The organism is Sphingobacterium puteale, assembly GCF_003627955.1.
Taxonomy (GTDB): domain Bacteria; phylum Bacteroidota; class Bacteroidia; order Sphingobacteriales; family Sphingobacteriaceae; genus Sphingobacterium; species Sphingobacterium puteale.
The window spans coordinates 51,116-73,898 of sequence record NZ_RBWS01000009.1 but is presented as its reverse complement, the minus strand read 5'-3'; the positions used below and the strand labels follow the sequence as shown (position 1 = coordinate 73,898).

Below are 22,783 nucleotides of genomic sequence, written 5' to 3'. Positions count from 1 at the left end.
AGTATAGAAAGAACACGGAAAGGGAACAATATTTGTTTTAAACTAAACGGCATTTAATTTTTTTGACACTTTATGATCCGTTCCGACAAAGATATTTTATCTGTACTCCATTCTTCATTGGGAGCCTGTGCAATCTACGACAGCCCGGATCTCCATATATCCTATGCAAGTGCGAAGATGTTACAGCTGTGGAATTGCGATGAAAGTGCCGTTGGACAACGCCTGGAAGACTCCCTTCAACAGCAGGAATTACTTGAATGTGTCTCCAAATTAAAACAGGTATGGTCTAAGCCCAAAAGTCCGGTTGAAGAACACGCGACCATCAAACTTAACCTCGCAGGAGAGCCCGGCATATACAATTGTAGGATGAATTATCAGCCATTGATCTCTGCCGACGGAGAAATCTATGGACTATATCACGCAATAGCACTCCTACCCGATCCTATTCCGGCGGCGCCGCAGGTAGCGGAGAAAAATAATATTGAACAGCAACTCCTGGAAGACTTATTGACACCAAAATATAGCCTTGGCGGCAATGTCCAAGCCATAACAAGCTTAAGCAAATACCCATTACAGGACAGGGACGCTAAAAATTTAAATCTAAAGCTGAGAGACGCCCTGAAAAAGATCATCGAAAGCGAAGAACATTATCATTTCGCCTTGCAATCTGCCGAAATGGGCACCTGGAACTTAAATTGCAAGAGTTACATCGTGCATTGGGATGAGCGTACACGTGAACTATTTGGTTTTGTCCATGGTGAAACCGCTCCTTACACGGAGGTATTACGCTATATACATCCCGATGACAGGACCAAGATAGATCAAGAAGTCAAAAAATCATTAAATGACCAGAATAAAGGGGTATACGATGTGCAGTTCCGTACCATTGGGGCCGAAGATCAAAAATTGCGCTGGCTCCACTGCAAAGGAAAAATGTATTTTGATTCCAACCAGCAACCGGAATGGTTTGCCGGAACGACCCTGGATATTACACAGCAGCATGCTGAGCGCGAAAAATTAGAGGCCATTAATACCCTAATTACACAAAAAGACCAGGAGTTTAGAATGATCGTCGAAGCTGCTGGGATTGGTATCTTCTCCATCGATCTAGAATCGCGGAAAATGGAACTTAATGATCAATGTCGTGAACTCTTCGGCTTTGACGGTCAGCAGGAAATACAGGAAGTCGATTTTTTCGCACAGATCTTGCCACAGTATCGGGATAAAATAAGCCATATCTTTCAGGAGGTAGTTTCCAAACAATTGCCTTTTGACTGTCAATGTGAAATAGAAGATAAAAAAACAGGGAAAGTAAAATGGCTCCGCTCTGTTGGCGGTGGGCAATTAGCAGCAGATTCGAACCGGCTGATTGTCTATGGTGCTATATTCGATACAACAAACGACAAAGAAGAGGAACGAAAAAAGCTGGATTTCATCAGTATCGCAAGCCATGAGCTCAAAACACCGCTGACCTCTTTGATTGCATATATCCAATTACTGCTTGCGAAGGAGCAGACGCTTAGTTCAGAAAAGCGCCTACAATATCTTCACCGGTCAAACGAGCAAGCCATACGTATGCGCGGGCTCATTGATGGTTTTCTGAATGTATCTCAGCTTAATGAGGGCAAGTTATTGCTTCACAAAAATACATTTCAGATCTGTACGTTGATAAATTACATTCAAAGCATCTATTCACTAAAATCTGTCAAGCATTTTATTCGTTATACCGGAGCGACCGATTCAAGCGTGGAAATCGTGGCTGATAGGGATAAGATCGAACAGGTTATCATCAATTTTATGGACAATGCCATTAAATACTCTCCAACCAATTCTACGATTATAATGGATATTGCTGTGGATCACGCGTATTTCAGTGTTAAGGTCAGCGATCAGGGTCGGGGTATCGGTGACAAGCACCAAAAACAAATTTTCAATAAGTTTTATCGGGTGAATGATTCAACGGATAGCTACGCTTCCGGATTCGGGATCGGACTCTTTATCTGTCGGGAAATCATCCAAAAACATCAAGGCAAAATTGGTGTGGACAGCAAACTGGCTGAAGGATCAACTTTCTGGTTTAAAATTCCAATCCATTCCCAGGCAGCCCCTGTAACAAGCATATAAAGTGCGGCTAAGCAGGATTGATGAAAGCTTGCCCCGGAGGGAAAACAGTACGCTGCGACTAACCTGGTTCTTTCGGTCAGCATATAAAACAAAGACAACAGCTGTAAAATGAATGTACAGCTGTTGCCATTTATGGATTGTCAATTTTCCGAAAGATTATTTCATTTTCAGGTCCTTTCCTGCAATATCCTCCCAACGGTAATAATGGAACGTTTTATCATCGCTCATGGTCACAAATAAACCGTGTTGAAAGGTATTATTCAGACGGGAAGACACAACCTCCGACCCATCACTTTGCGTCGCCATAACAGGCACTGTCTTCAAATGGATATGTTCAAATGGGTTCGCCTTTGTTCCCTCACGGCTAAAAATCTGAAAGCGGTTTGCTCCTTGATCAGAGACCAATATATAGCCGGTACTATCTGTCAGTTTATAAATGGAAATACCTTCATGATCTTCTTTAAAACTTTCGGTTGCAAAAAGAGCCAACTGCTGATTTCCCTTCGCAGGATCAGCATAATATTGCTTCACCCCCACCTGCTCGTCCGAATAGTAGATATAGCCTAGTTCATTGTCCACAGCGATGGCTTCAATTTCTTTTTTCCCACTAAATGAGCCAAACTTACGGACTAAGGTCGCTTTCACGGCGCCTGTACCATTATCTTCCAATAAATACTGGCCTAAATACCCTTCTTTAGGTCCGTTTTTCCGACCCACAATCGCATAGATTTCACCTTTCGGCGATGTGTAAAGTGCAATACCCATCAGATCCCTGAATTCCGGTTCGGTCTCACCTACAAACATATCCAATCCTCCCCCGTCGATTGGTTTCATATCCGGCAACGAGAATATCCGTAACTTATGGGTCATACGTTCGGTCGTAACAGCAATATCTACCGGTTTTCCATCCAACATCAAACCATAAGCGATATCCACATTATTAGGACGTTTCAGATTAGAAACTACCTTATCCTTGACAATTTTACCCTGTAAATCGTACACAAACAAGGCACCATCCGCATCTTTGTCCGTAGCAACGACCAGACTTTTGCCGGGATCGGTCTTATTGATCCAGACCGCAGGATCATCGGAATCATATCGTACTGCTTCAGTAACTATGGCCGGTTTGATCGTATCCGTTGCGAAAGTACTGGACTGTGGGTTATTACAGGCGACCTGCAGGAATATTGAGGCTGCCAGACAAAAAAATAGTGTTGTTTTTAAAGTTGTCATGCTATTGCGTTAATTAAAATTTAGTACCAAAAGCACCGACATAAGTCGCGGGCTTTGGCGAGCTATACGATAAACCATTGGATAGCACCAAGCCATCGCTAAAATGAGGCTTAAAAGCAGATGTACCTGCTTTTAATGCCGGTGAATTGCCTTGTAGATGGAAATCCCAGGCTGCATCAAATACATAATTATTGACCGAAGTCTCTAAGGGGTAGGCTGTAAATTTAGGATTGTTCTCGCCAGCGGCTTTACCTCTGACATCATTGGTGCCGCCTACGATATCATTCTTTCCGACCTGAAATTGGTCCACCGTCAATTGATCATAGCCATAATACCAATTGTTGCTCAAAACCGAACGACTATCTTCCGGATTTTTGGCATCACGTTTAACGCCAAAGCGCGTATTGGCAAAAATGTTGTTATGGATCTCTGCTTTTACCGAAGCTTCTAGCCAGACGGATCCTCCTTTGGCTGTTGGTCTACGCCAACCGGTATTAAGCATGGTGTTGTTATAAACGAAGATATGCGCTTGAGGCGTGCGGTCCCCGGAATTGGACAGCTTCAGCGCATTGGTATTAACACTGTAGATCAAATTGAAAGCCACGTCTGCAAGAGAACCCGATTTAAAGTTCATCGCCTCGCCCCCAGTTACCCCATTCGAAAAGAACCGGTTATTGGCGAAGATAATCTTGCCCCCTTCAATATAAGTACAGTCTTCATAAAAATGACTGATCGTACTATTTTGAACAATCAATTTTCCTTCCACATTGGAAAACCACAAAGCAGGCAGCGCTTCCCCTGCTTTCTGTTTGTACAGCCTCATCTTCACCGAAGTCGATGCATCCGACGTAACCGCACCACCATATTCTAAATACGTATTATCCAAAATCAGTTCTTTACAGCTTGGCGCCGCCAAAATACCGCCCCAAAGTTTTCCAAATTCATTTTCTTTGGTTTTATAAGAATCCTCCACCGTAAATTTCACGGGGCTCTCAGCTGTACCCAGCACATACAGGTTGCCCAGTACAACTATCTCAGGCTTATTCGTCGGATCCATCAGCACCGTTACACCTTCTTCAATGGTCAGCGACTTTCCTTCGGGAATAATGATATCCCCCGTGATACGCTGCACGGTGCCTTTGCTCCATATGCCTGCTACCTCACCGATCGCACTACCATTGGCATCGGAGGTATCCACATCGCTATTTGCTTTCTCACAAGATGTCAACCATACCATCGTAAGGGACATGAGCAGTATTATAAAATTATTTTTCATCGCTAAATATTTTCTCCGCCATCATTCAGATGGGACGTTATTTGTTTAAAATCAATGGGATTATTTCTCGTAAAAAGTTCGCACAGGCGCTTATTTCTTAAAAGAATAACGTAAACCAAGAATATAGTTCTGACCGTATAAATCCTTCCGGATAAGTGTGTTGCCACCTTCCACTATTTTCTCGGCGATCTTATCATTTTCGGGATTTGTCCCCTTTACATAAAGTTCCATGGGCGTGTTTAACAAATTATTCGCTTTGGCAAAAACTGCCCAGCCCGCTTTGAATTTCTTTTCCACTGAAGCATCCAGCTGGATAAATTCTTTCTGCCATAAATCGGCGTTTAAAAATTCCGATACCGAATTGATCCGCGAGCCAGTATAAGATCCGGCCAACTGCCCCTCCCAACCCTTGTTTGCATCCTTATAAAGCAAAGATAGATTGGCAATATGAGCTGCCTGTCCATGAAGAGGCCGTGTCTGATTTACCAAGATCGGATCCAGATCCTCTGTGACCTCGTTAATTACCCGTGATTTTTTCGGTGTGGTGATCCGTGAATGGGTATACGTATAATTGGCTTTAACACCGAATTTTTGGATATATTTAATAAAGTCCAGCTCTACACCAAAATTGTTAGCCGTTCCAAAATTACCCGGCATATAGTACACATCCTGCCCCCGAATTTCATCGGGCTGAAAGGTATATTCGATCGGATTTTTAATCCTCTTATAGAATAGTCCGGCAAGAAATTGCGATGAAGGCTCCGGAAATAACTCATAACGTAAGTCAAAATTATCCGCTAGTGCATGTTTCAAATCTGCATTTCCGCGTTCCCAGAATTCTTCATTTAATACCCGCGACGGCACCACCTCATAGAACCCCGGACGGTTTAAAGCACGATAATATGCCCCATGAAGCTGTTGCTTACTATCCAGGTGATATTTCATGGTCAAACTAGGCAACCATTCGGTATAGGCCCGGGAACCCTCCGGCCTTTCTTCACCATCCGGAAACAACAATTTATAACCCTGATTAGTGTGCTCCATCCGTATACCACCGATCATTTGAATTTTGTCATTCTCGTAGTTGAACATCCCGTAAGCAGCGGTGGTTTTCTCGCTGGCATCGTAGGTCAACGGATTCCGCACGGCACCCGTCGGATTGCTAACCGTGAGATTCAAATCCGTATAGTCCTGAAAATCCACCCCATACTGGTACTTCGCTTCACCGGCAATTGGAGACAGATTGTAATTGTTATAGAAACTGCTCCGTTGTTTGTCACGATATAAGCCACCGGTCGACAGTTCCAGTTTGTTTGCAGCCAACGGCACCTTATACGCAAGATCCCAATATCCGGCACGGTCATCGTCCGTATTCCGCTCCCAGCGATAGGTCACCGGAGACCTATTGACCAACGAAGTCCGTCTGCGTTGAAAATTCTCTTCGATACCATCCAAACTAATTGTCGTATTCTGCGGCAGTTCATTACGAGCAGATGACAGCACGCCGGACCAGCGGAAATTCAGGCGGTTATCCAAAAAATGATGATCTCCCTGTAGGTTACCATTGTAGATCTGCTGCTCGGTCTTTCTGGTCCGGGTCACATAAGTCAGTTCAGACTTGCCGATACTTGGATCATACTGTCCATTATAAATTGTATTGACCGCATCCCGCAATTGCAGATTATTCAGGTTCACATACATCTGGTAAAAACTCAGCCGATGATTGGCATTGAATCGGTAGTCTATCTTGTTGTGTACACCCAGACGCTGCTGCTGCTCATCATATTGCCGATCACTCTTTTCGGTGATGATCGCATTCGGATTGGTGTTATTGACCGAAGATTTGTAAAAAATAGAATGACTGCCACGGTAAAGATTTTGATAGCTCAGTCCCAATATTACCCCCAACTTATCATTTAGGTAACGGTTTCCAACTGTCAAATTACCAATAAGATCTGGTGTCGGTCTCTTATACCTATAGTCCAATGTGCCCTTATCAAAATCAGCGGCGGTGGCATTGTAATTTTTTCCATGCAGTTCATAGGGCGACTTTGACGGCACAGCACTACTGGAGAAGCTGCCAAAATCGCGGTTAAAATACCGCTGACTGTAACCTGAGGCCAGATTGGCCTGAAAAAACAGTTTACGTGGTGCGGATTTCATCACCATATTCACGACACCACCGATGGCATCTGCCTCCATATTTGGTGTCAGCGATTTGTAGACTTCCAACCGTTCCAACATATCGGAAGGAAATAGATCCAAAGGTACGTAGCGGTATTTATTGTCCGGACTGGGTACTTTCACGCCATTAACCAAGGTCGTGTTATAGCGTTTGTCCATTCCCCTTAGAATCGCATACTGTCCCTCGCCATTTGAATTGCGTTCGATTGAAACGCCCGAAACACGTTGCACAACGTTTGCCACCGTAATATCCGGTGAGATCTCAATTGCCCTGGCCGATACCACATTCATGATCTGTGAAGCATTTTTTTCCAGTCGGCGGGCGCTTGGGTCATCATCACCTCCGTTGCGCTGTCCTTTGATCGTCACCTCCATTAAGGTCTGCTCGCTCGAGGTAAGCTGAAACGTAAAGTGAGGGGTATTTTCTTTTTTTATCTCAATCTCCCTGACGAGTTCCGCATAAGCCACATGTCGGATATGTACTTTATCCATACCTGTAGATAGTCCTTTGAATTCAAATGAACCATCCAGTTGTGTCTTGGTTGACAGACCACTTTGTTCGAGGAACACCGTAGCACCGACAATGGCTTCTCCTGTTTGTCCATCCAGAACTTTCCCCTTGATCTTGGTCGCATAAGCGGCGCTGATCGAAATACTGGAGGCAAGCAATACCGTTAAAACATTTTTCATTTTAATAGATTATTATGAATCTTTGATTGTTGCCACAAATATGAAAGCCTGCAACAGATTCACAAAATCTTTGGCGTTACAAGAAAGAAACACGCCAAAAGCTAGGCTAGACGAGAGGGAAACAACAGACAACAAACAGCTGGAATAAAGACACTTACTAAAAAAATAAACGCCATTAAAGTTCAGTTACCCTTATGTTAAGAAATTATGAAATACGGAACAGATACCCAGCGAGATCCTCGCTCTGTTCCAATTTTAGTTTTTTCCTTAAGCGGTGTCTGGCCACCCGAAGGCTATCCTGGGAGATCCCCAGAAGGATTGCGATATCGGTATTGTTAAGATTGATTTTCAGCAATGCGATCAGGCGCATATCGGCGGCCGTCAGATCGGGAAACAGCTTGATCAATTTTTCAAAGAAACTATGATGCACACGCTCAAATGTGCCCATAAATTCTTTCCAATGAATGCCCTGCGTAATGTGCTCACTGATTTGTTGAACCATACGTTGCATAGGTTTTTTCTGATCTCTTCGATCATCTTTGACCAGTGCTTTTAACTCGTCCCGCAGCTCCTCCAGAAATTGATTGCTACGGATGAGGTTAAGTGTATGTGATGTCAGTTCTTTTTCTTTCAGGGTCAGCTCCTGTTTAAGTTGCTTATCTTCCAACAGTTGGTTTTTGAGCGCTATTTCAGCTAATTCGCGCTCCGCTTCCTGCTTTCGTGATTCGGCAATCTGAGTTTTGATCTTTATTTTTTGCCGGCTATAGAGTACGTAGGAAAGTATGCTTAATAGGATCAATACGAGTATCGTACCCAATAGCAAGATGGAATTCATCCGTTTGTTGGTCTGCAATTCCTCTATTTCCTCCGCCTTTTGGTTCATATCATACAGGGCCTGAAAAAAAGCCGTATGACGGGCCCCGTCCACGCTGTAAAGTTCCAGCACCAGTTTTCGGCTCCGTTCTGCGTAGAAATAAGCACTATCCATCTGCCCACTTAAAGCGTATGTTTTACTGAGGTCTTTTGTCGTTGAGGCCATCTGATAGACGTCGCCAAGGTTTTCAGCTAAACGAAAAGCAAGTTGGGTCAATTGAATACTTTCAGGATATTTATTAGTTTTTCGAAAGATATCCCCCATGTTATTGATGACCACAATCTTGCCATAATTGTCCTTGGTTTGCTGATACAAATTTCTCGCTTTTTCAAAATGCGCATAGGCACTGTCATATTTACCCAGATCCTCATAGATGCTGCCCAGATTTTCATGAATCGTGGCCTCACCGTTGCGGTTCGTCTGTTCACGATAGATCGCCAAAGCCTGCTTTTGATAGACAAAAGCCGAATCGTAATGGCCCTCCTTTTCAAAAAGATGCCCGATATTCCCTAAGACTGAAGCTTCACCATTTCGGTCATTTTCACCTTTGAATGCGTGCAAGGCTTTGTTAAAATATTCTTTCGCGACATGATGCTGTTTATTGAAAATATTGAGTTCGCCAATATCTGTCCAGTTGGATGCCAATGATTGTTTTGCATTGATCTGCGTGTAGATACGGTCCGCCTGGAAATAATAATCCTGTGCCTGAGCGTAATGCCCCTGATTGACACACAACCAGCCGATCGCCTGTAAACAATTTCCCTGAAGCATTAAATCACGGTCATTAACGGCTTTTGCATATTGTTTTTTCACTAACGTTATCGCTGAATCTGGATAATTTTGACTCAATATCCGGATTTCCTTAAATGAATCTACTTGCGCCGTAGCCAATTGGGACAAAAGCAGTTGCCCCAGAAAGACAACAGAAAATATAATGTTATTAGAGATCCTCATTTTTGCAGTAAATAATTGCCCAGCAAATTTAAGTGGAAACATGTTAAGAAAATATTAAATCCGATTAAACTTAATATGGTGCAAAGGACAAGCTACATCGCGACCTCAGGATAAGACAAAGCATACTTTTTCTTTGGTATTCTTCTGCTTATTCTTTACCTATTCTTTGTTGTTTCTTTGCCTATTCTTTACCGTTTCTTTACCTATTCTTTACCGTTTTTAGGCCTTTTCTTCGTACCTCCTTCGGGCCTTCTAGGGACTTGGTTTGCTGTTTCTTTGCTTATTCTTTGGTATAATACCAAAGAATAAGCAAAGAAACAGCCTTCAATGGTTCATGTTGGACATACCTTGCTAGCAACGAAGACTCTACCATAAACGAAAAAGGGTCTAATAAAAGTAGGGACGAACTGGTTGAGATGGAACTTTGCCCTGGCTCCAATCAGGAGGCCACCGTGAAAACAGAAAAATAAGGGGTGTCCGATCTTAGCATCGAACACCTCTTGGCACCTATTGATTTATTACACATTAAAGCTGGCGCAACAGAACCTCTTGCTTAATTGCAGTTAAAATACAGCTAACCTAGCAGCTAGCTTAAGCGATCGATCGCAACAAAGTCGCGCTATGGATCAATTTCCGGATTTAAGCTCAATTAAAGGTGTTATCCGTTCTAAAATATCAAAAGCGACTTCGGCCATCTTATTTCCTTTATTGTCCAACAGCGGATTTACTTCGACGATCTCCAAACAGGTCACTTTTTTCGAACGGATGATTTCTTCCAATATCAGAACAATCTCCTTTGGCATAAAGCCTTTGGGAACGGGCGTTCCAGTGCCGTCTGAAATCAATTCACTATCCATGCTATCCACATCGAAGGAAATATAAATCATATCGCAATCCTGCAAACCGAGCAATGCTTCGGCTACACAGTCCCCAATGCCCCGTTGGCGAATTTCTTCGACCCGATAATTTTTTATGCCCAAACGCTCAATCAGCAGATCCTCGGGCTCTTCCGTATCCCGAACGCCAAAATAGATTAAATTCGCAGGCTGTATCTTCTCGGCCGGACCAGCAATACGTTTCAGCTTATTCCAGAATTCCTGCGTTGATTGATCAATTTCATTAATTTTACAAGACAGATTATCTTCATTCAACATGGCGGCCAAAGGCATCCCATGCATATTGCCTGAAGGCGTTGTATAAGGTGAATGAATATCCGCGTGGGCATCAACCCAAATCACCCCCAATTTCTTATCCGGATAGGCCGATTTGATTCCACTGATTGTGCCCATTGCCGAAGAATGATCACCCGAAAATACCAGCGGAAAATTACCCGCTGAAAGACTATCCTCAACGGTTGAGGCCACTTGCTTACATTGTTCGTAAATCTGCTGAATATGCTTACCGAAAGGATGGTTATCATTTTGATAAATGGAGCTATTCCGTGTAGGCACATCCACAAAAGGATAATTGATAAAGTACTGACTTCCTTTGTTGATTGCCGCAATCTCAATGGCATCAATCCCTAAATCAGAACCTCTGGTACCCGCACCGATATCAGACCTGTTTTTGATCAATTCAATCATTTTCTTCATCGTGTGGTCACATTAGTCAACGATCGCTCGATTATCTCCAGACAGCTGTTGATCTGGCTTTCGGTTATGACCAGAGGCGGAGCCAAACGAATTTTGTTACCGTGGGTAGGTTTTGCCAGAAGACCATTCTCCTTAAACTCCAGACAAATATTCCAGGCCAGATCACTTTCTTCACTGGCATTGATCACAATGGCGGTCAATAGTCCTTTACCCCTAACCTCGGTAATGATATCCAATTTAGCGGCAATCTTCCGTAATCCTTCCAGAAATAGATCGCCCATCTGCCGTGCATTCCTAATCAGGTCTTCATCCAGCACAACCTGCAATGCCTCCATAGCCACTGCGCAAGCCAAAGGATTACCCCCATAGGTAGAGCCATGCTCACCGGGTTTGATGCATAACATAATCGCATCGTCTGCCAACACCGCAGACACTGGCAATACACCTCCGGATAGGGCCTTCCCCAAGATCAATACATCCGGCTTACTTGCACTGTCTACATCGTCGATGGCATAAGATGCCAACATGCTTCCGGTTCGCGCGATACCCGTCTGAATTTCATCTGCAATAAAAAGTACATTATAATGCGTACACAACTGGCGCACACGTTTTAGATAATCCGCATCCGGAACCACAATACCCGCCTCGCCCTGAATGGGTTCCACAATAAATCCGGCAATATTTTTATCCTGTTTGAACAATACTTCCAATGCTTCGATATCATTGTAAGGTACCAAGGCAATCCCTTCCACAAATGGACCAAAATCACTGGTCGCGGCCGTATCGTTTGAAGCAGATATCACCGAAATGGTACGTCCATGAAAATTATCTTTGGCAAAAACTATTTTAGCTTGGTTCTGTGCAACACCCTTCACTTGATACGCCCACTTACGACAGAGCTTCATCGCCGTTTCAACAGCCTCTACACCAGAATTCATGACCAAAGCTTTATCGAATCCGAACAACTTGCAGATCATTTCTTCAAAATCGCCTAATTTATTGTTATAGAAAGCACGTGAGGTCAAGGTTAGCTTTTGGGCTTGGTCCGTCAAGGCAGCAATAATCCGTGGATGGCAATGTCCTTGATTGACCGCTGAATAGGCGGATAAAAAATCAAAATAAGATTTACCGTCCACATCCCAAACCATAACACCTGCTGCTCGTTCCAGTACAACCGGTAAAGGATGATAGTTATGTGCTCCATATTTATCTTCCTTGGCCACGAATGCCGCACTATTTCCTTGTTTAGATACCATACTCATAATTTGGATTTTATTTTCAAATAATAACAAATATACAATTTTTACTATTTTTAATATAAAAAAATGTAATTTAACACTAAATTAGCATTAAAATATTAAAATTAACTTAAACCTACATGACAATGAACGGCATAGATGAATTTGACCTTCAGATTTTAAAACACCTGGATGCAGATGGCCGAATGGCGTATTCCGCAATTGCTACTGCATTGGGTGTATCCAATACCATGATCCATCAACGGATCAATCGCTTAGTGGAACAAGGCATATTGACCGGCATAAAACCTGTATTGAATGAAAAAAGATTAGGTTATGACTGGGGAGCGTTTACGGGCTTGAGCCTGGAAAAAGATCATGATTCAGGCCGTATTATAGCGGAATTGAAAAAAATCCCCGAAGTAACGGAATGTTATTACATCACGGGAAATTATACCTTATATGTTAAAATTATAGCCAAAAACCATGAGCATATGCGCCAATTGCTGTATGAAAAAATTGACAACATTCCCGGCATAGCAAAAACAGACTCGCTCATCGAATTGGGTTGCGCTTTTAAACGTAATATTATTCTTTAAAAATTAAACAGATTACGCAACCGGTCTTGAATCTATGGCAACAACGATGGGTTCAGGACCTTACTGTTACTTACCGATATTTGCCAGTTCTTCTTCTGTCCAATAAATCAATTCCCGCAATACATACACGTTTTCATAACTTCCTAATCCATCTATATAATCCCACAAATTGCCCTCAACTTTAACCGGTCTACCATGATGCAGTATATCGTATCCATTATCCAACCAATTTTGTATCTGCTCTTTATCCATCTTTATATAATCTTATTGTTCATATTTAAACTAAACGGTCACCTCAAATATAAGGCATTTTTATGAGTGAAATAAACCTGATCAACAAGAAAATAAAAATTCGGCTATTATTAAAATATCGCCTCTTTTGCTAAGTTTTTCGGCGTAAAATAACTGATTTAAGATTAAATAAGGTATATTCGTATGAAACCAAATTGCATAATTATGGCAGATTTTTTCTATGTTGGCTATGAAGGTGAAGACGAATTACTCGAACTCGTAGCGGTATCAACCATCCAATCCCTCCTCTATTTTCAAGACGCCGATCAAGAAGATTTTACAACAATAAAAACATCCATTGATCAAAACTTTATTGTTGAGGAAGATCTGATCACTGTGGCCGACACCCTACGACTGGATCAATCCATAGTACGCTTCACTCCCGGGAAACCAAACTATAAAGATTAAGTTTCCGGTATAAATCTAAGCTTAGTAACAGTAACAATATCACGATAATGAACAGGATTACCTGTGCATCATTTGGTATGGAACAAAAAAAACAAACAATATGAGAGCAGTCTTAATTGGCGGATCTGGCGCAACCGGAAGAATACTTGTGCAAGATTTATTGAAGTCAGCGGAATTCACCGAAGTTATCGTCCTCCTACGTCGCAAGACATTTGATGAACAGCCCAAATTACAGCAGATTATTGTGGATTTCAATAAGCTACAGGAATTTGAACAGCATATTCGGGGCGATATCGCTATCACCTGTCTCGGCACCACAGCCAAAGACGCGGGCAGCAAAGACGCCCAGTGGAGCGTGGATCATGACCTCAACCTGCAATTTGCGGCGCTGGCCAAGAAAAATGAAATCCCCTGTTTTGTATTGCTGTCGGCAGTCAATGCTGACGCAGGATCTAAAATTTTCTATAACCGGATGAAAGGGAGCTTAGAACAACATGTTAAGGCACTTGATTTTGGCAAGCTTATTATTGTACAACCCGGCGGTTTAATCCGTCCAAACACAGACCGCGTAGGGGAAAAGATTGGCATAAGTGCATTAAAGGCCTTTAATCGTATTGGCCTTTTCAAGACCTACGAAGCGCTTCCTGTGGCAAGCGTAGCCTCGGCGATGCTGCAGGCTATTCGCAACTGTAGAAAATCCGTCAACATCATCTCCGTAAAAGACATCAAACAATTAGCACAAACAGCAGATCAGCAGTAACTGCCATCCCCCAGGGGCCGTTTAAAGAGCATTCATAATAATGAATTAACAATTAGCTAATGCTACCTTGTTAATTTGCGGTCATTTTATTATTATTTATTACGCTAATGAAAAAACACTTTTTATTCCTCCTTCTCTTTGCATTTATTCAGGTATTCCCGGCTTTCAGCCAAGAAGCGAAATATATCTTTTACCTGATCGGAGATGGAATGGGCCTCAATCAAGTCAACCTGACTGAAATACACCGTGCCGAAATCCAGCAAAAAAACAGCCCCGCAGCGCTTGTATTTACACAATTTCCTCATGTTGGTTTTGCTTCGACACATTCACAATCCAATGGCGTTACCGATTCCGGAGCCGGCGGCACCGCACTTGCTGTAGGTAAAAAGACAAAGAATGGTGTGATCGGGATGGATAGCACAGGAACAGTACCCTATAAAAGTATCGCTTATGCAGCCAAAGAAAAGGGAAAAAAAGTCGGTATTATCACAAGTGTAAGCATTGACCATGCCACACCAGCATCGTTTTATGCCCATCAGCCTGACCGTGATATGTACTACGAAATCGGAAAAGAAATTATCAGCTCCAATTTTGACTTCTTCGGTGGATCCAACTTCCTAAAACCTGAAACAAGCTTTGACAAAAAGACGGTACCCTCCCTTTTTCCATTATTAGAAAAAGCAGGATATCAGGTTTTAAAGGGAAAAGATGCCTATGCGCAATACCCGCGCAAATCTGATAAAATTATCCTTATGAACACCGAGGGAACGGCGACTGATGCATTAAAATATGCCATTGATCAAAAGCCCGCTGACCTAAAGCTTGCCGATATTACTGCCGCAGCTATCCAATCGCTGGAACTGAATAACAAAAATGGGTTCTTTTTAATGGTCGAAGGCGGAAAAATAGACTGGGCCTGCCATGCAAATGATGCTGCTACGACCGTCCGGGAGGTGCTGGACTTTAATTCCGCTGCGGAACTGGTCTTTGAATTCTATAAGCAACATCCCAATGAAACGCTTATTGTCGTTACAGCAGACCATGAAACAGGCGGATTGGGTATCGGCAACGGCAGCTCGACATTAAAAACTAACTTGCTGGCAAACCAAAAATTATCGCATGCCGAACTGTCAAAAGAAATCGGCAATCTGCGCAAAAGTAAAGCGAATGCTTCCTGGGATGATCTGAAAAACTTACTTTCGGCACAAACAGGGCTGTATAATCAGGTAAAGGTAAATACAGATGACGACAAAATGCTGAAAGAGGCCTTTCAGCGAAGCTTCGTCGACCATCAGCATGAGACAGCAAAAAGCCTGTATGCAAGTGATGACAAAATCGCCGCTTTAAGCATCGCCATATTGAACCGCATGAGCTCAATCGCCTGGGCTTCCAACAATCATTCAGCAGCCTATGCTCCCGTTTATGCCATTGGTGTGGGCGCTGAACTGTTCAATCAGAAAATGGATAATACCGATATACCGAAGAAAATAGCCATAGCGGCCAAGTTAAGTCTGGATTAAAAACAAAAAGTCCTCAGGAATAATTCCTGAGGACTTTTTGAGCCTCTTATCGGGATCGAACCAATGACCTACTGATTACAAGTCAGTTGCTCTACCAGCTGAGCTAAAGAGGCCTTTTAAATGAAGTTTAATGAGTGTCGCTCAAAGAGCCTCTTATCGGGATCGAACCAATGACCTACTGATTACAAGTCAGTTGCTCTACCAGCTGAGCTAAAGAGGCTTTTTAAAGAAGTTTAATGAGTAGTACCCGAAGAGCCTCTTATCGGGATCGAACCAATGACCTACTGATTACAAGTCAGTTGCTCTACCAGCTGAGCTAAAGAGGCGTTCACTTCTTTTCAATCTTTAAACGACCGTCCGTTTTAAGATGCTGCAAATATCGAAAGCCTAAATCAAAAATGCAAGTCCACTGCTATAATTTTTGTCCTTGACATGGACAAATAATTCAAAATCAACAGCATTATTTTTGCAACATGAAGATTTGTCATGATTCAATAAATATTAATGCCATTTTTTCCGAAACAACCCATAAAACCCGAATGGCATTTCAATTGTTATAAATGAATCACAGCAACAAAACTTTAATTAAGCGATACAGTATGAACTTTAACAATTACACAATCAAAGCCCAAGAGGCTATACAGAAAGCTTCGGAGATTGCCGCTGGAAATCAGCAACAGGCCATCGAGACAGCGCATATACTAAAAGCATTACTGACGGTGGACGAAAATGTTGTCAGCCACCTCTTAAAGAAATTGAACGTCAATGTCACTTACCTTGGCACCGAGCTTGACAAACAAATCGAAAGTTTCCCAAAGGTAAGCGGAAGCAATATCTATCTGAGCAGTGATGCTAACAATGCGCTACAAAAAGCGCAGGGATACCTGAAAGAATTCAACGATGAATTTGTCTCTGTTGAGCATTTGCTATTGGGCATATTGGCCACTTCGGACAAAACATCCACCCTATTGAAATCCCAGGGGGTGACCGAAAAAGATTTAAAGACAGCCATTAAAGGGCTACGTGGCAACAGCCGCGTGACCGATCAAAATGCGGAAGCTACCTATAATGCATTGGGTAAATACGCCCGTAATCTAAACGAATATGCTGAATCCGGTAAGCTTGACCCGGTCATCGGCCGGGATGAAGAAATCAGACGTGTGATGCAGATTCTTTCACGGCGTACCAAAAACAACCCCATACTCGTTGGCGAACCCGGAGTCGGTAAAACAGCTATCGCTGAAGGAATTGCCTACCGGATTATCAAAGGCGACGCACCGGAAAACCTCAAATCCAAAATTGTCTTTTCTTTGGATATGGGCGCCCTTGTGGCCGGAGCCAAATACAAAGGTGAATTTGAGGAACGTCTAAAAGCCGTTGTCAAGGAAGTTACCGATTCCAATGGGGAAATCATTCTATTCATAGATGAAATCCATACCTTGGTGGGTGCCGGTGGTGGTGAAGGTGCAATGGATGCTGCAAACATTTTGAAACCGGCCTTGGCCAGAGGTGAGCTACGTGCTATTGGAGCCACTACACTCAATGAATATCAGAAATACTTTGAAAAGGATAAAGCTTTGGAACGCAGATTCCAAAAAGTCATGGTGGAAGAACCGGATACCCAGGATGCCATATCCATTCTTCGAGGATTAAAAGAGCGTTATGAAACACACCATAAGGTGCGTATCCTTGATGAATCCATTATTGCTGCAGTGGAACTGTCACAACGCTATATTTCAGACCGCTTTTTACCGGACAAAGCAATTGATCTGATTGACGAAGCAGCTTCTAAATTGCGTCTGGAGATGGATTCTGTACCCGAAGCGGTCGATGAGCTGGAACGTCGTATCATGCAGCTGGAGATTGAACGCGAAGCATTGAAACGTGAAAATGACGACAAGAAAGTTCAGGAACTTTCAGAAAGCATTGCCAACCTATCCGCTGAACGCGATACGCTACGGGCTTCTTGGCAAGAGGAGAAAAGCTTGGTCGATAATGTAAACCAGGAAATTGAAAACATCGAAAACTATAAGCTTGAAGCTGAACAGGCTGAACGTTCCGGTGATTACGGCAAAGTTGCTGAACTGCGTTACGGACGAATCAAAGAAGCACAGGAAAAAGTAGAGAAACTGAAAGCTGAACTGGCTGAGAAACAGGAAAGCAAACGCATGCTCAAGGAAGAGGTGACATCGGAAGATATTGCTGATGTTGTTGCCAAATGGACAGGCATCCCCGTCAGCAAAATGATTCAGTCTGAACGTGAAAAACTCCTGAATCTGGAAGAAGAGCTCCACAAACGGGTAGCGGGGCAAAACGAAGCCATCGAAGCCATTTCAGATGCGATACGTCGCTCAAGAGCTGGACTGAACGATGCGAAGCGTCCGATAGGTTCTTTCATTTTCCTAGGTACAACAGGGGTCGGAAAAACCGAACTTGCTAAGGCGCTGGCCGAATTTCTCTTCGATGACGAACAGTCCATGGTGCGTATCGACATGTCCGAATATCAGGAACGACATGCCGTATCCCGTTTGATCGGTGCGCCTCCGGGATATGTAGGTTATGATGAAGGCGGTCAGCTCACAGAGGCTGTACGGAGACACCCTTACTCAGTCGTATTGCTGGATGAGATCGAAAAAGCACATCCAGATGTATTTAATATCTTATTGCAGGTACTGGATGATGGTCATCTGACGGACAACAAAGGCCGGACGGTCAACTTTAAAAACACGATCATTATCATGACCTCCAATACGGGTTCACACATTATCCAGGATAATTTTAGTCATTTGAATGATGACAATAAAGAGGAAATCATTGCAAAAACACGTACCGAGGTATTTGACCTGCTTAAACAGTCGATCCGTCCGGAGTTTCTGAACCGTATTGACGAGGTAATCATGTTCACTCCATTGAACAGAGATGAAATCGCTGATATTGTGAGACTTCAATTTGCGCATGTCCAAAAACAACTGGCCGAACAGAATATCTTTATCACGGCGTCTGACGAAGCGATGGACTGGTTGGCACAACTCGGTTACGATCCGATCTATGGTGCCAGACCGTTGAAACGCGTCATTCAGAAACGTATTCTGAATGAACTTTCCAAAGAAATCTTATCCGGCAAAGTCAGCCGCGATTCCATCATACGATTGGATGTGTTCGACGGAAAATTTGTTTTTATCAATAAACAGCAAGATTAACACCTGTTGTTCCGTAAGTAAAAGCCTCACTGACAAAGTGGGGCTTTTACTTTATGGAATAATGATCGTTTAATTCGAAACCCCTACTGCTTTGAGCAATTTTTTCACATCGTCTTCACCATCAAGATGCTGCAGCAATGTTCTGTTTTTTGCATCATAAATATAAAGGGAAGGGTAATTACTCGGGTTAAATTTTTCAATAAACTGCGTTCCGCCATCATACAAAAACTTCACGTTAGCCGCCCCCTTCAGTGCTTTGGCATGCATATTAATAAATCCATCCACATAGACCTTATCATTCATCGAAATAAAGTAAAAACTGGCGTTTTTGAGCTTCTGTAAATTCTGTGCGATGCCCGCCCCCATTTTCTGACAATGGCCACAGCCCGGATCATAAAAATCAAGGACGATATAGCCTGTTTTAGGTAACTTGTCCGAACTAAACCTACCCGTCTGATACACCTCTTCGAATGTAAATGCGGGTATCGTTTTTGGCGCCTGGGCAAACACAGGCTGAAATAGGAAAAATCCACAGGCAAGAAATAGGGAACAGAGTAACTTCATGTTAGAGAATTTTAAACAGACAATGAATATTCAATTAAATTTTAATCAATTATACTTAAAAACGCGGTTCTATTCGTCAATATTTTAGTTTTTTTACAAAAAATGCGTAAGTTTGGACTAATTTTTAAATCGATCAAATCTATTAATACTCATTAATCGTGAAAAAACGAATTGCCATTTTTGCTTCAGGTTCAGGATCCAATGCTCAAAAAATAATGGAACATTTCAAATACTCAGATGAAGCTGAGGTTGCGCTGATCCTATCCAACAGTCCTGATGCTTATGTTATTCAGCGTGCTGACAATTTTGAAATTCCAGCACATATATTCGATCGCAATGAATTTTACAACACAGACAATATCGTTAACATTCTTAAAAATTTAAATATCGATCTGATCGTTTTGGCCGGCTTCCTATGGCTTGTTCCAAACAATCTTTTAAAAGCCTATCCAAATCAGATCATTAACATCCATCCCGCTCTCCTGCCTAAATATGGCGGTAAGGGCATGTACGGAGACCATGTGCATAAGGCTGTTTTAGCCAACAAAGAAGAAGAACACGGTATCACGATTCACTTTGCCAATGAGCACTTTGATGAAGGTGAAATTATTTATCAAGCAAAATTTAAGGTAGATCCCAATGATACCCTGGATATCATTAAGTTTAAAGGTCAACAATTGGAACATCAACATTTTCCGAAAGTGATTGAGAATCTAATCAAAAAAATGTAAAAACATTGCTTTTTATTTAGAACTATTTTAAACAAATAGTAACTTTGTGCCATGAACGAAGTTATTGAATCCTTAATGGAACCGTGTGAGGGTGAGGGCAAAGCAAGCCCATTTCAATTCAGAAGAGTTGCAATGAATCCTTTTTCTGATTTTTCCTGCATCTGTTTCAAAAAATGCTGCAAAAAATACAAAGAAGGAAAACGTTGCAAAAAATGTCCCGGCCGAAAAAAATAACCTGTTTAGATCCAGCCCATTATTCCTCCAGATAGTTGAGATCCTTATCAAAGCTCTCCTCAAGCTGAGTGAGGGAATATATAGCAATACCTGAAAGCAGCAATACCATCGTAATTGCCGCAGGTACAATACCAAAAGAATTTACTAACAGCCCATATAACATGGTCGATGGGATCAAGGCACCTCTGACAAAATTAGGAGCTGTCGTGGCGACCGTCGCCCGCAGATTTGTACCGAATTGCTCTGCCGAGATCGTCACAAAGGTTGCCCAATACCCTACCCCAAGCCCCATAATAAACGCCAAAATCAAAAACTTATGGGCGTTAATTCCAGTACTTAGCAGATACCATAATGAGCTTGCAACAATAATCAATTGACAGATAAAAACAACTTTCTTCCGTGATTTTAAAACCTGTGCAAATACTCCTGCCAAAACATCTCCTAAAGAAATTCCGATATAGGCAAACATCACCCCTTTGCCGGCGCTTAAAGTCTCAGATGCACCCAACGCCTTTCCGATTTCCGGAGCCTGCGTCACCAACACCCCAACCACAAACCAGATTGGCAGACCGATGCAAAGACAATTAACATAACGTTTCAATCGGCTCTTATCTGTAAAAAGCATCCTAAAATCACCTTTAGGCACATCCTTTTTATCCTGTTCTTGAAATAAGCCCGATTCAAAGGAACCGACACGTAATAACAGTAATAATAGGCCCATTCCACCACCAACAAAATAAGCGGTGCGCCAATTGAATTCCTCGGAAACAAAGTAAGCAAGAATGGCACCCATTACCCCAATACTGGCCACCAACATTGTTCCATAACCGCGTTTCGACTTATGCATACTTTCCGAGACCAAGGTAATCCCCGCCCCCAGTTCACCGGCCAGTCCGATCCCGGCGATAAACCGGATAATGCCATATTGCATGACATCGTACACAAAACCATTGGCAATATTCGCTAATGAATACAGTAGAATAGAACCGAACAAGACCTTTAAACGCCCGAATTTATCTCCGATAATCCCCCAGATAACTCCACCCAAGAGCAAACCGCCCATTTGCATGTTAAGTACAAATTCGCCTTTTACTCGCATCTCCGCTACTGGAACCCCAATATCCGTAAAGGATTGAATGCGGACAATGGAAAAAATAATGAGATCGTATATATCGACAAAATATCCCAGCGAAGCTATTGTCACCAACAACCATACTTTCTTGCTTTCAGCCTGTTTATCTTTTAATGTTGACATTCTAGGTTTTTTGATGCCGTAAAAATACCATAGTGAACGAAGAAAACCAAGATTTCAGAAAATAATCCGCTACATTGTTTTATTTTTGCAAGATGAGATACAGTCCGCGTGCATTAACATGGCTCTTGCGCTTTTACCCTCCTTTTTTATTCCAGGGAATCTGGGTAAAAAAGATCAGTCCCGGCTTCAAAGGAGCCGAGGTAAAAATTTACAAGACACCATTCAATATCAATACCAATAGAACCTTGTTTGGCGGAACCATCTTTGCTGCTGCGGATCCTATATTTCCGATCCTGATTGATCAGTATCTTCAAAAAACTGGCTTCAAAAAAACGATTGCCTGGCTCAAATCATCAAAAATAGATTTTAAAAAACCGGGCAAGACCAGCGTAGGCTATTCGGTGCAGCTTTCGGACGAACTGCTGGCGGAATGTACGCAAACTATACGTACAAAAGGTAAAATCATAAAAAACCTGAGTTTGGAAATCAAAGATAAAAATAATGAGTTATGCGCTGTAGTCCATTGTGAAACCTACATTCGTGACTTGAATTTTACATTCCCGGATAGAAATCAAAAGCTCGGGCAATAAGAAATTGATATCTTTGTCCCATTACCAAAAAAATAGAAACATGAACAAAATCGCTTTCATGGCTATCGCATCCTTGGCAATAACGGCATGTGGAACCACTGGCACAAATAATGTAAAGGCTTTACAGGATTCAACAATTAAAATCCATGATGAAATCATGCCTCAGATTGCCCATTTTGACCGCGATGCAGTCAAAATTGACTCCATCTTAAACAACTTAAAGACGCTTAAAGCAGCTAAAGCAGATTTGGATACTACAGCTACAAGGAAAGATCTCGGCATATTAAAAGCGAATTTGGAAAGTGCGACCGACCATATGATGGACTGGATGAAAGATTATAACCCAGATAGCACCGACGTTAAATATTTTGAGGTCGAACTGCAAAAGGTCTCAGATATGAAGAAAATATTTGACGAAGTTTCCAAGGAAAGTCAGGAAAAATTAAAAAATTTCTAAAGCAGCTGC

18 protein-coding genes and 3 tRNA genes are annotated in these 22,783 nt (G+C 42.3%); 9 read left to right on the top strand and 12 right to left on the bottom strand.

Going from position 1 to position 22,783, the window contains the following annotated elements; genetic code table 11:
- The first annotated feature begins 72 nt into the window (after window positions 1-72).
- Window positions 73-2,124, top strand: a complete 2,052-nt coding sequence (locus D7322_RS12905) for a PAS domain-containing sensor histidine kinase (RefSeq protein WP_121124607.1) — start codon at window positions 73-75, stop codon at window positions 2,122-2,124.
- Between the two features lie 156 nt (window positions 2,125-2,280).
- Here the strand turns inward: D7322_RS12905 and D7322_RS12900 are convergent, their stop codons facing one another.
- The 6 genes from D7322_RS12900 to rocD all read right to left on the bottom strand — a co-directional run bounded on the left by D7322_RS12900 (window position 2,281) and on the right by rocD (window position 12,189).
- A complete protein-coding gene (locus D7322_RS12900; RefSeq protein ID WP_121124606.1) occupies window positions 2,281-3,357 on the bottom strand; it encodes a phytase in 1,077 nt (358 codons plus the stop codon).
- 13 nt (window positions 3,358-3,370) lie between these two features.
- Window positions 3,371-4,633, bottom strand: coding sequence for a right-handed parallel beta-helix repeat-containing protein (locus D7322_RS12895; protein WP_121124605.1), 1,263 nt, complete (start codon window positions 4,631-4,633; stop codon window positions 3,371-3,373).
- Window positions 4,634-4,723: 90 nt separating this feature from the next.
- Window positions 4,724-7,507, bottom strand: coding sequence for a TonB-dependent receptor (locus tag D7322_RS12890; protein WP_121124604.1), 2,784 nt, complete (start codon window positions 7,505-7,507; stop codon window positions 4,724-4,726).
- 205 nt (window positions 7,508-7,712) lie between these two features.
- The gene (locus D7322_RS12885; RefSeq protein ID WP_121124603.1) at window positions 7,713-9,377 is read right to left on the bottom strand and encodes a tetratricopeptide repeat protein; all 1,665 of its coding nucleotides are present in this window, start codon (window positions 9,375-9,377) and stop codon (window positions 7,713-7,715) included.
- Window positions 9,378-9,961: 584 nt separating this feature from the next.
- Window positions 9,962-10,927: an arginase gene (rocF, locus tag D7322_RS12880; RefSeq protein WP_121124602.1), complete on the bottom strand. Its 966-nt coding sequence runs from the start codon at window positions 10,925-10,927 to the stop codon at window positions 9,962-9,964.
- Window positions 10,924-12,189, bottom strand: coding sequence for an ornithine--oxo-acid transaminase (gene rocD / locus D7322_RS12875; protein WP_121124601.1), 1,266 nt, complete (start codon window positions 12,187-12,189; stop codon window positions 10,924-10,926). The genes rocF and rocD overlap by 4 nt, the downstream gene beginning before the upstream one ends.
- A gap of 122 nt (window positions 12,190-12,311) precedes the next feature.
- On the opposite strand from rocD, the gene D7322_RS12870 reads away from it, so the two are divergent.
- Complete coding sequence (locus D7322_RS12870) at window positions 12,312-12,764, top strand: Lrp/AsnC family transcriptional regulator (protein ID WP_121124600.1); 453 nt, start codon at window positions 12,312-12,314, stop codon at window positions 12,762-12,764.
- 66 nt (window positions 12,765-12,830) lie between these two features.
- Here D7322_RS12870 and D7322_RS12865 read toward each other — a convergent pair whose 3' ends face one another.
- Window positions 12,831-13,016 carry a hypothetical protein gene (locus D7322_RS12865; RefSeq protein WP_121124599.1) on the bottom strand — a complete coding sequence of 62 codons (186 nt, stop codon included), beginning with the start codon at window positions 13,014-13,016 and terminating at the stop codon, window positions 12,831-12,833.
- 204 nt (window positions 13,017-13,220) lie between these two features.
- Between D7322_RS12865 and D7322_RS12860 the strand changes: the two genes are divergently transcribed.
- The 3 genes from D7322_RS12860 to D7322_RS12850 all read left to right on the top strand — a co-directional run bounded on the left by D7322_RS12860 (window position 13,221) and on the right by D7322_RS12850 (window position 15,743).
- On the top strand, window positions 13,221-13,463 hold the full coding sequence (locus tag D7322_RS12860) for a hypothetical protein (protein WP_104382080.1): 243 nt from the start codon (window positions 13,221-13,223) through the stop codon (window positions 13,461-13,463).
- Window positions 13,464-13,563: 100 nt separating this feature from the next.
- On the top strand, window positions 13,564-14,223 hold the full coding sequence (locus D7322_RS12855; RefSeq protein ID WP_121124598.1) for an NAD(P)H-binding protein: 660 nt from the start codon (window positions 13,564-13,566) through the stop codon (window positions 14,221-14,223).
- A 107-nt stretch (window positions 14,224-14,330) separates the two neighbouring features.
- Complete coding sequence (locus D7322_RS12850) at window positions 14,331-15,743, top strand: alkaline phosphatase (protein ID WP_121124597.1); 1,413 nt, start codon at window positions 14,331-14,333, stop codon at window positions 15,741-15,743.
- A 40-nt stretch (window positions 15,744-15,783) separates the two neighbouring features.
- Here D7322_RS12850 and D7322_RS12845 read toward each other — a convergent pair.
- The 3 genes from D7322_RS12845 to D7322_RS12835 all read right to left on the bottom strand — a co-directional run bounded on the left by D7322_RS12845 (window position 15,784) and on the right by D7322_RS12835 (window position 16,069).
- Window positions 15,784-15,856: transfer RNA gene (locus D7322_RS12845), tRNA-Thr, on the bottom strand.
- Between the two features lie 34 nt (window positions 15,857-15,890).
- Window positions 15,891-15,963, bottom strand: a tRNA-Thr gene (locus D7322_RS12840).
- 33 nt (window positions 15,964-15,996) lie between these two features.
- Window positions 15,997-16,069, bottom strand: a tRNA-Thr gene (locus D7322_RS12835).
- Between the two features lie 273 nt (window positions 16,070-16,342).
- Between D7322_RS12835 and clpB the strand changes: the two genes are divergently transcribed.
- Window positions 16,343-18,943, top strand: a complete 2,601-nt coding sequence (clpB, locus tag D7322_RS12830; RefSeq protein WP_121124596.1) for an ATP-dependent chaperone ClpB — start codon at window positions 16,343-16,345, stop codon at window positions 18,941-18,943.
- 69 nt (window positions 18,944-19,012) lie between these two features.
- Here the strand turns inward: clpB and D7322_RS12825 are convergent, their stop codons facing one another.
- Window positions 19,013-19,507, bottom strand: a complete 495-nt coding sequence (locus tag D7322_RS12825) for a TlpA family protein disulfide reductase (protein ID WP_121124595.1) — start codon at window positions 19,505-19,507, stop codon at window positions 19,013-19,015.
- Window positions 19,508-19,665: 158 nt separating this feature from the next.
- Between D7322_RS12825 and purN the strand changes: the two genes are divergently transcribed.
- Entirely contained in the window at window positions 19,666-20,238 is a 573-nt protein-coding gene (gene purN, locus D7322_RS12820) for a phosphoribosylglycinamide formyltransferase (RefSeq protein WP_121124594.1), read from the top strand.
- 253 nt (window positions 20,239-20,491) lie between these two features.
- On the opposite strand, the gene D7322_RS12810 is transcribed toward purN, so the two are convergent.
- The gene (locus D7322_RS12810; protein WP_121124592.1) at window positions 20,492-21,727 is read right to left on the bottom strand and encodes an MFS transporter; all 1,236 of its coding nucleotides are present in this window, start codon (window positions 21,725-21,727) and stop codon (window positions 20,492-20,494) included.
- Between the two features lie 92 nt (window positions 21,728-21,819).
- Here D7322_RS12810 and D7322_RS12805 point away from each other — a divergent pair, with 92 nt between their 5' ends.
- Entirely contained in the window at window positions 21,820-22,317 is a 498-nt protein-coding gene (locus tag D7322_RS12805; RefSeq protein ID WP_121124591.1) for a PaaI family thioesterase, read from the top strand.
- A 40-nt stretch (window positions 22,318-22,357) separates the two neighbouring features.
- The gene (locus tag D7322_RS12800; protein ID WP_121124590.1) at window positions 22,358-22,774 is read left to right on the top strand and encodes a transposase; all 417 of its coding nucleotides are present in this window, start codon (window positions 22,358-22,360) and stop codon (window positions 22,772-22,774) included.
- Window positions 22,775-22,783 lie beyond the last annotated feature (9 nt).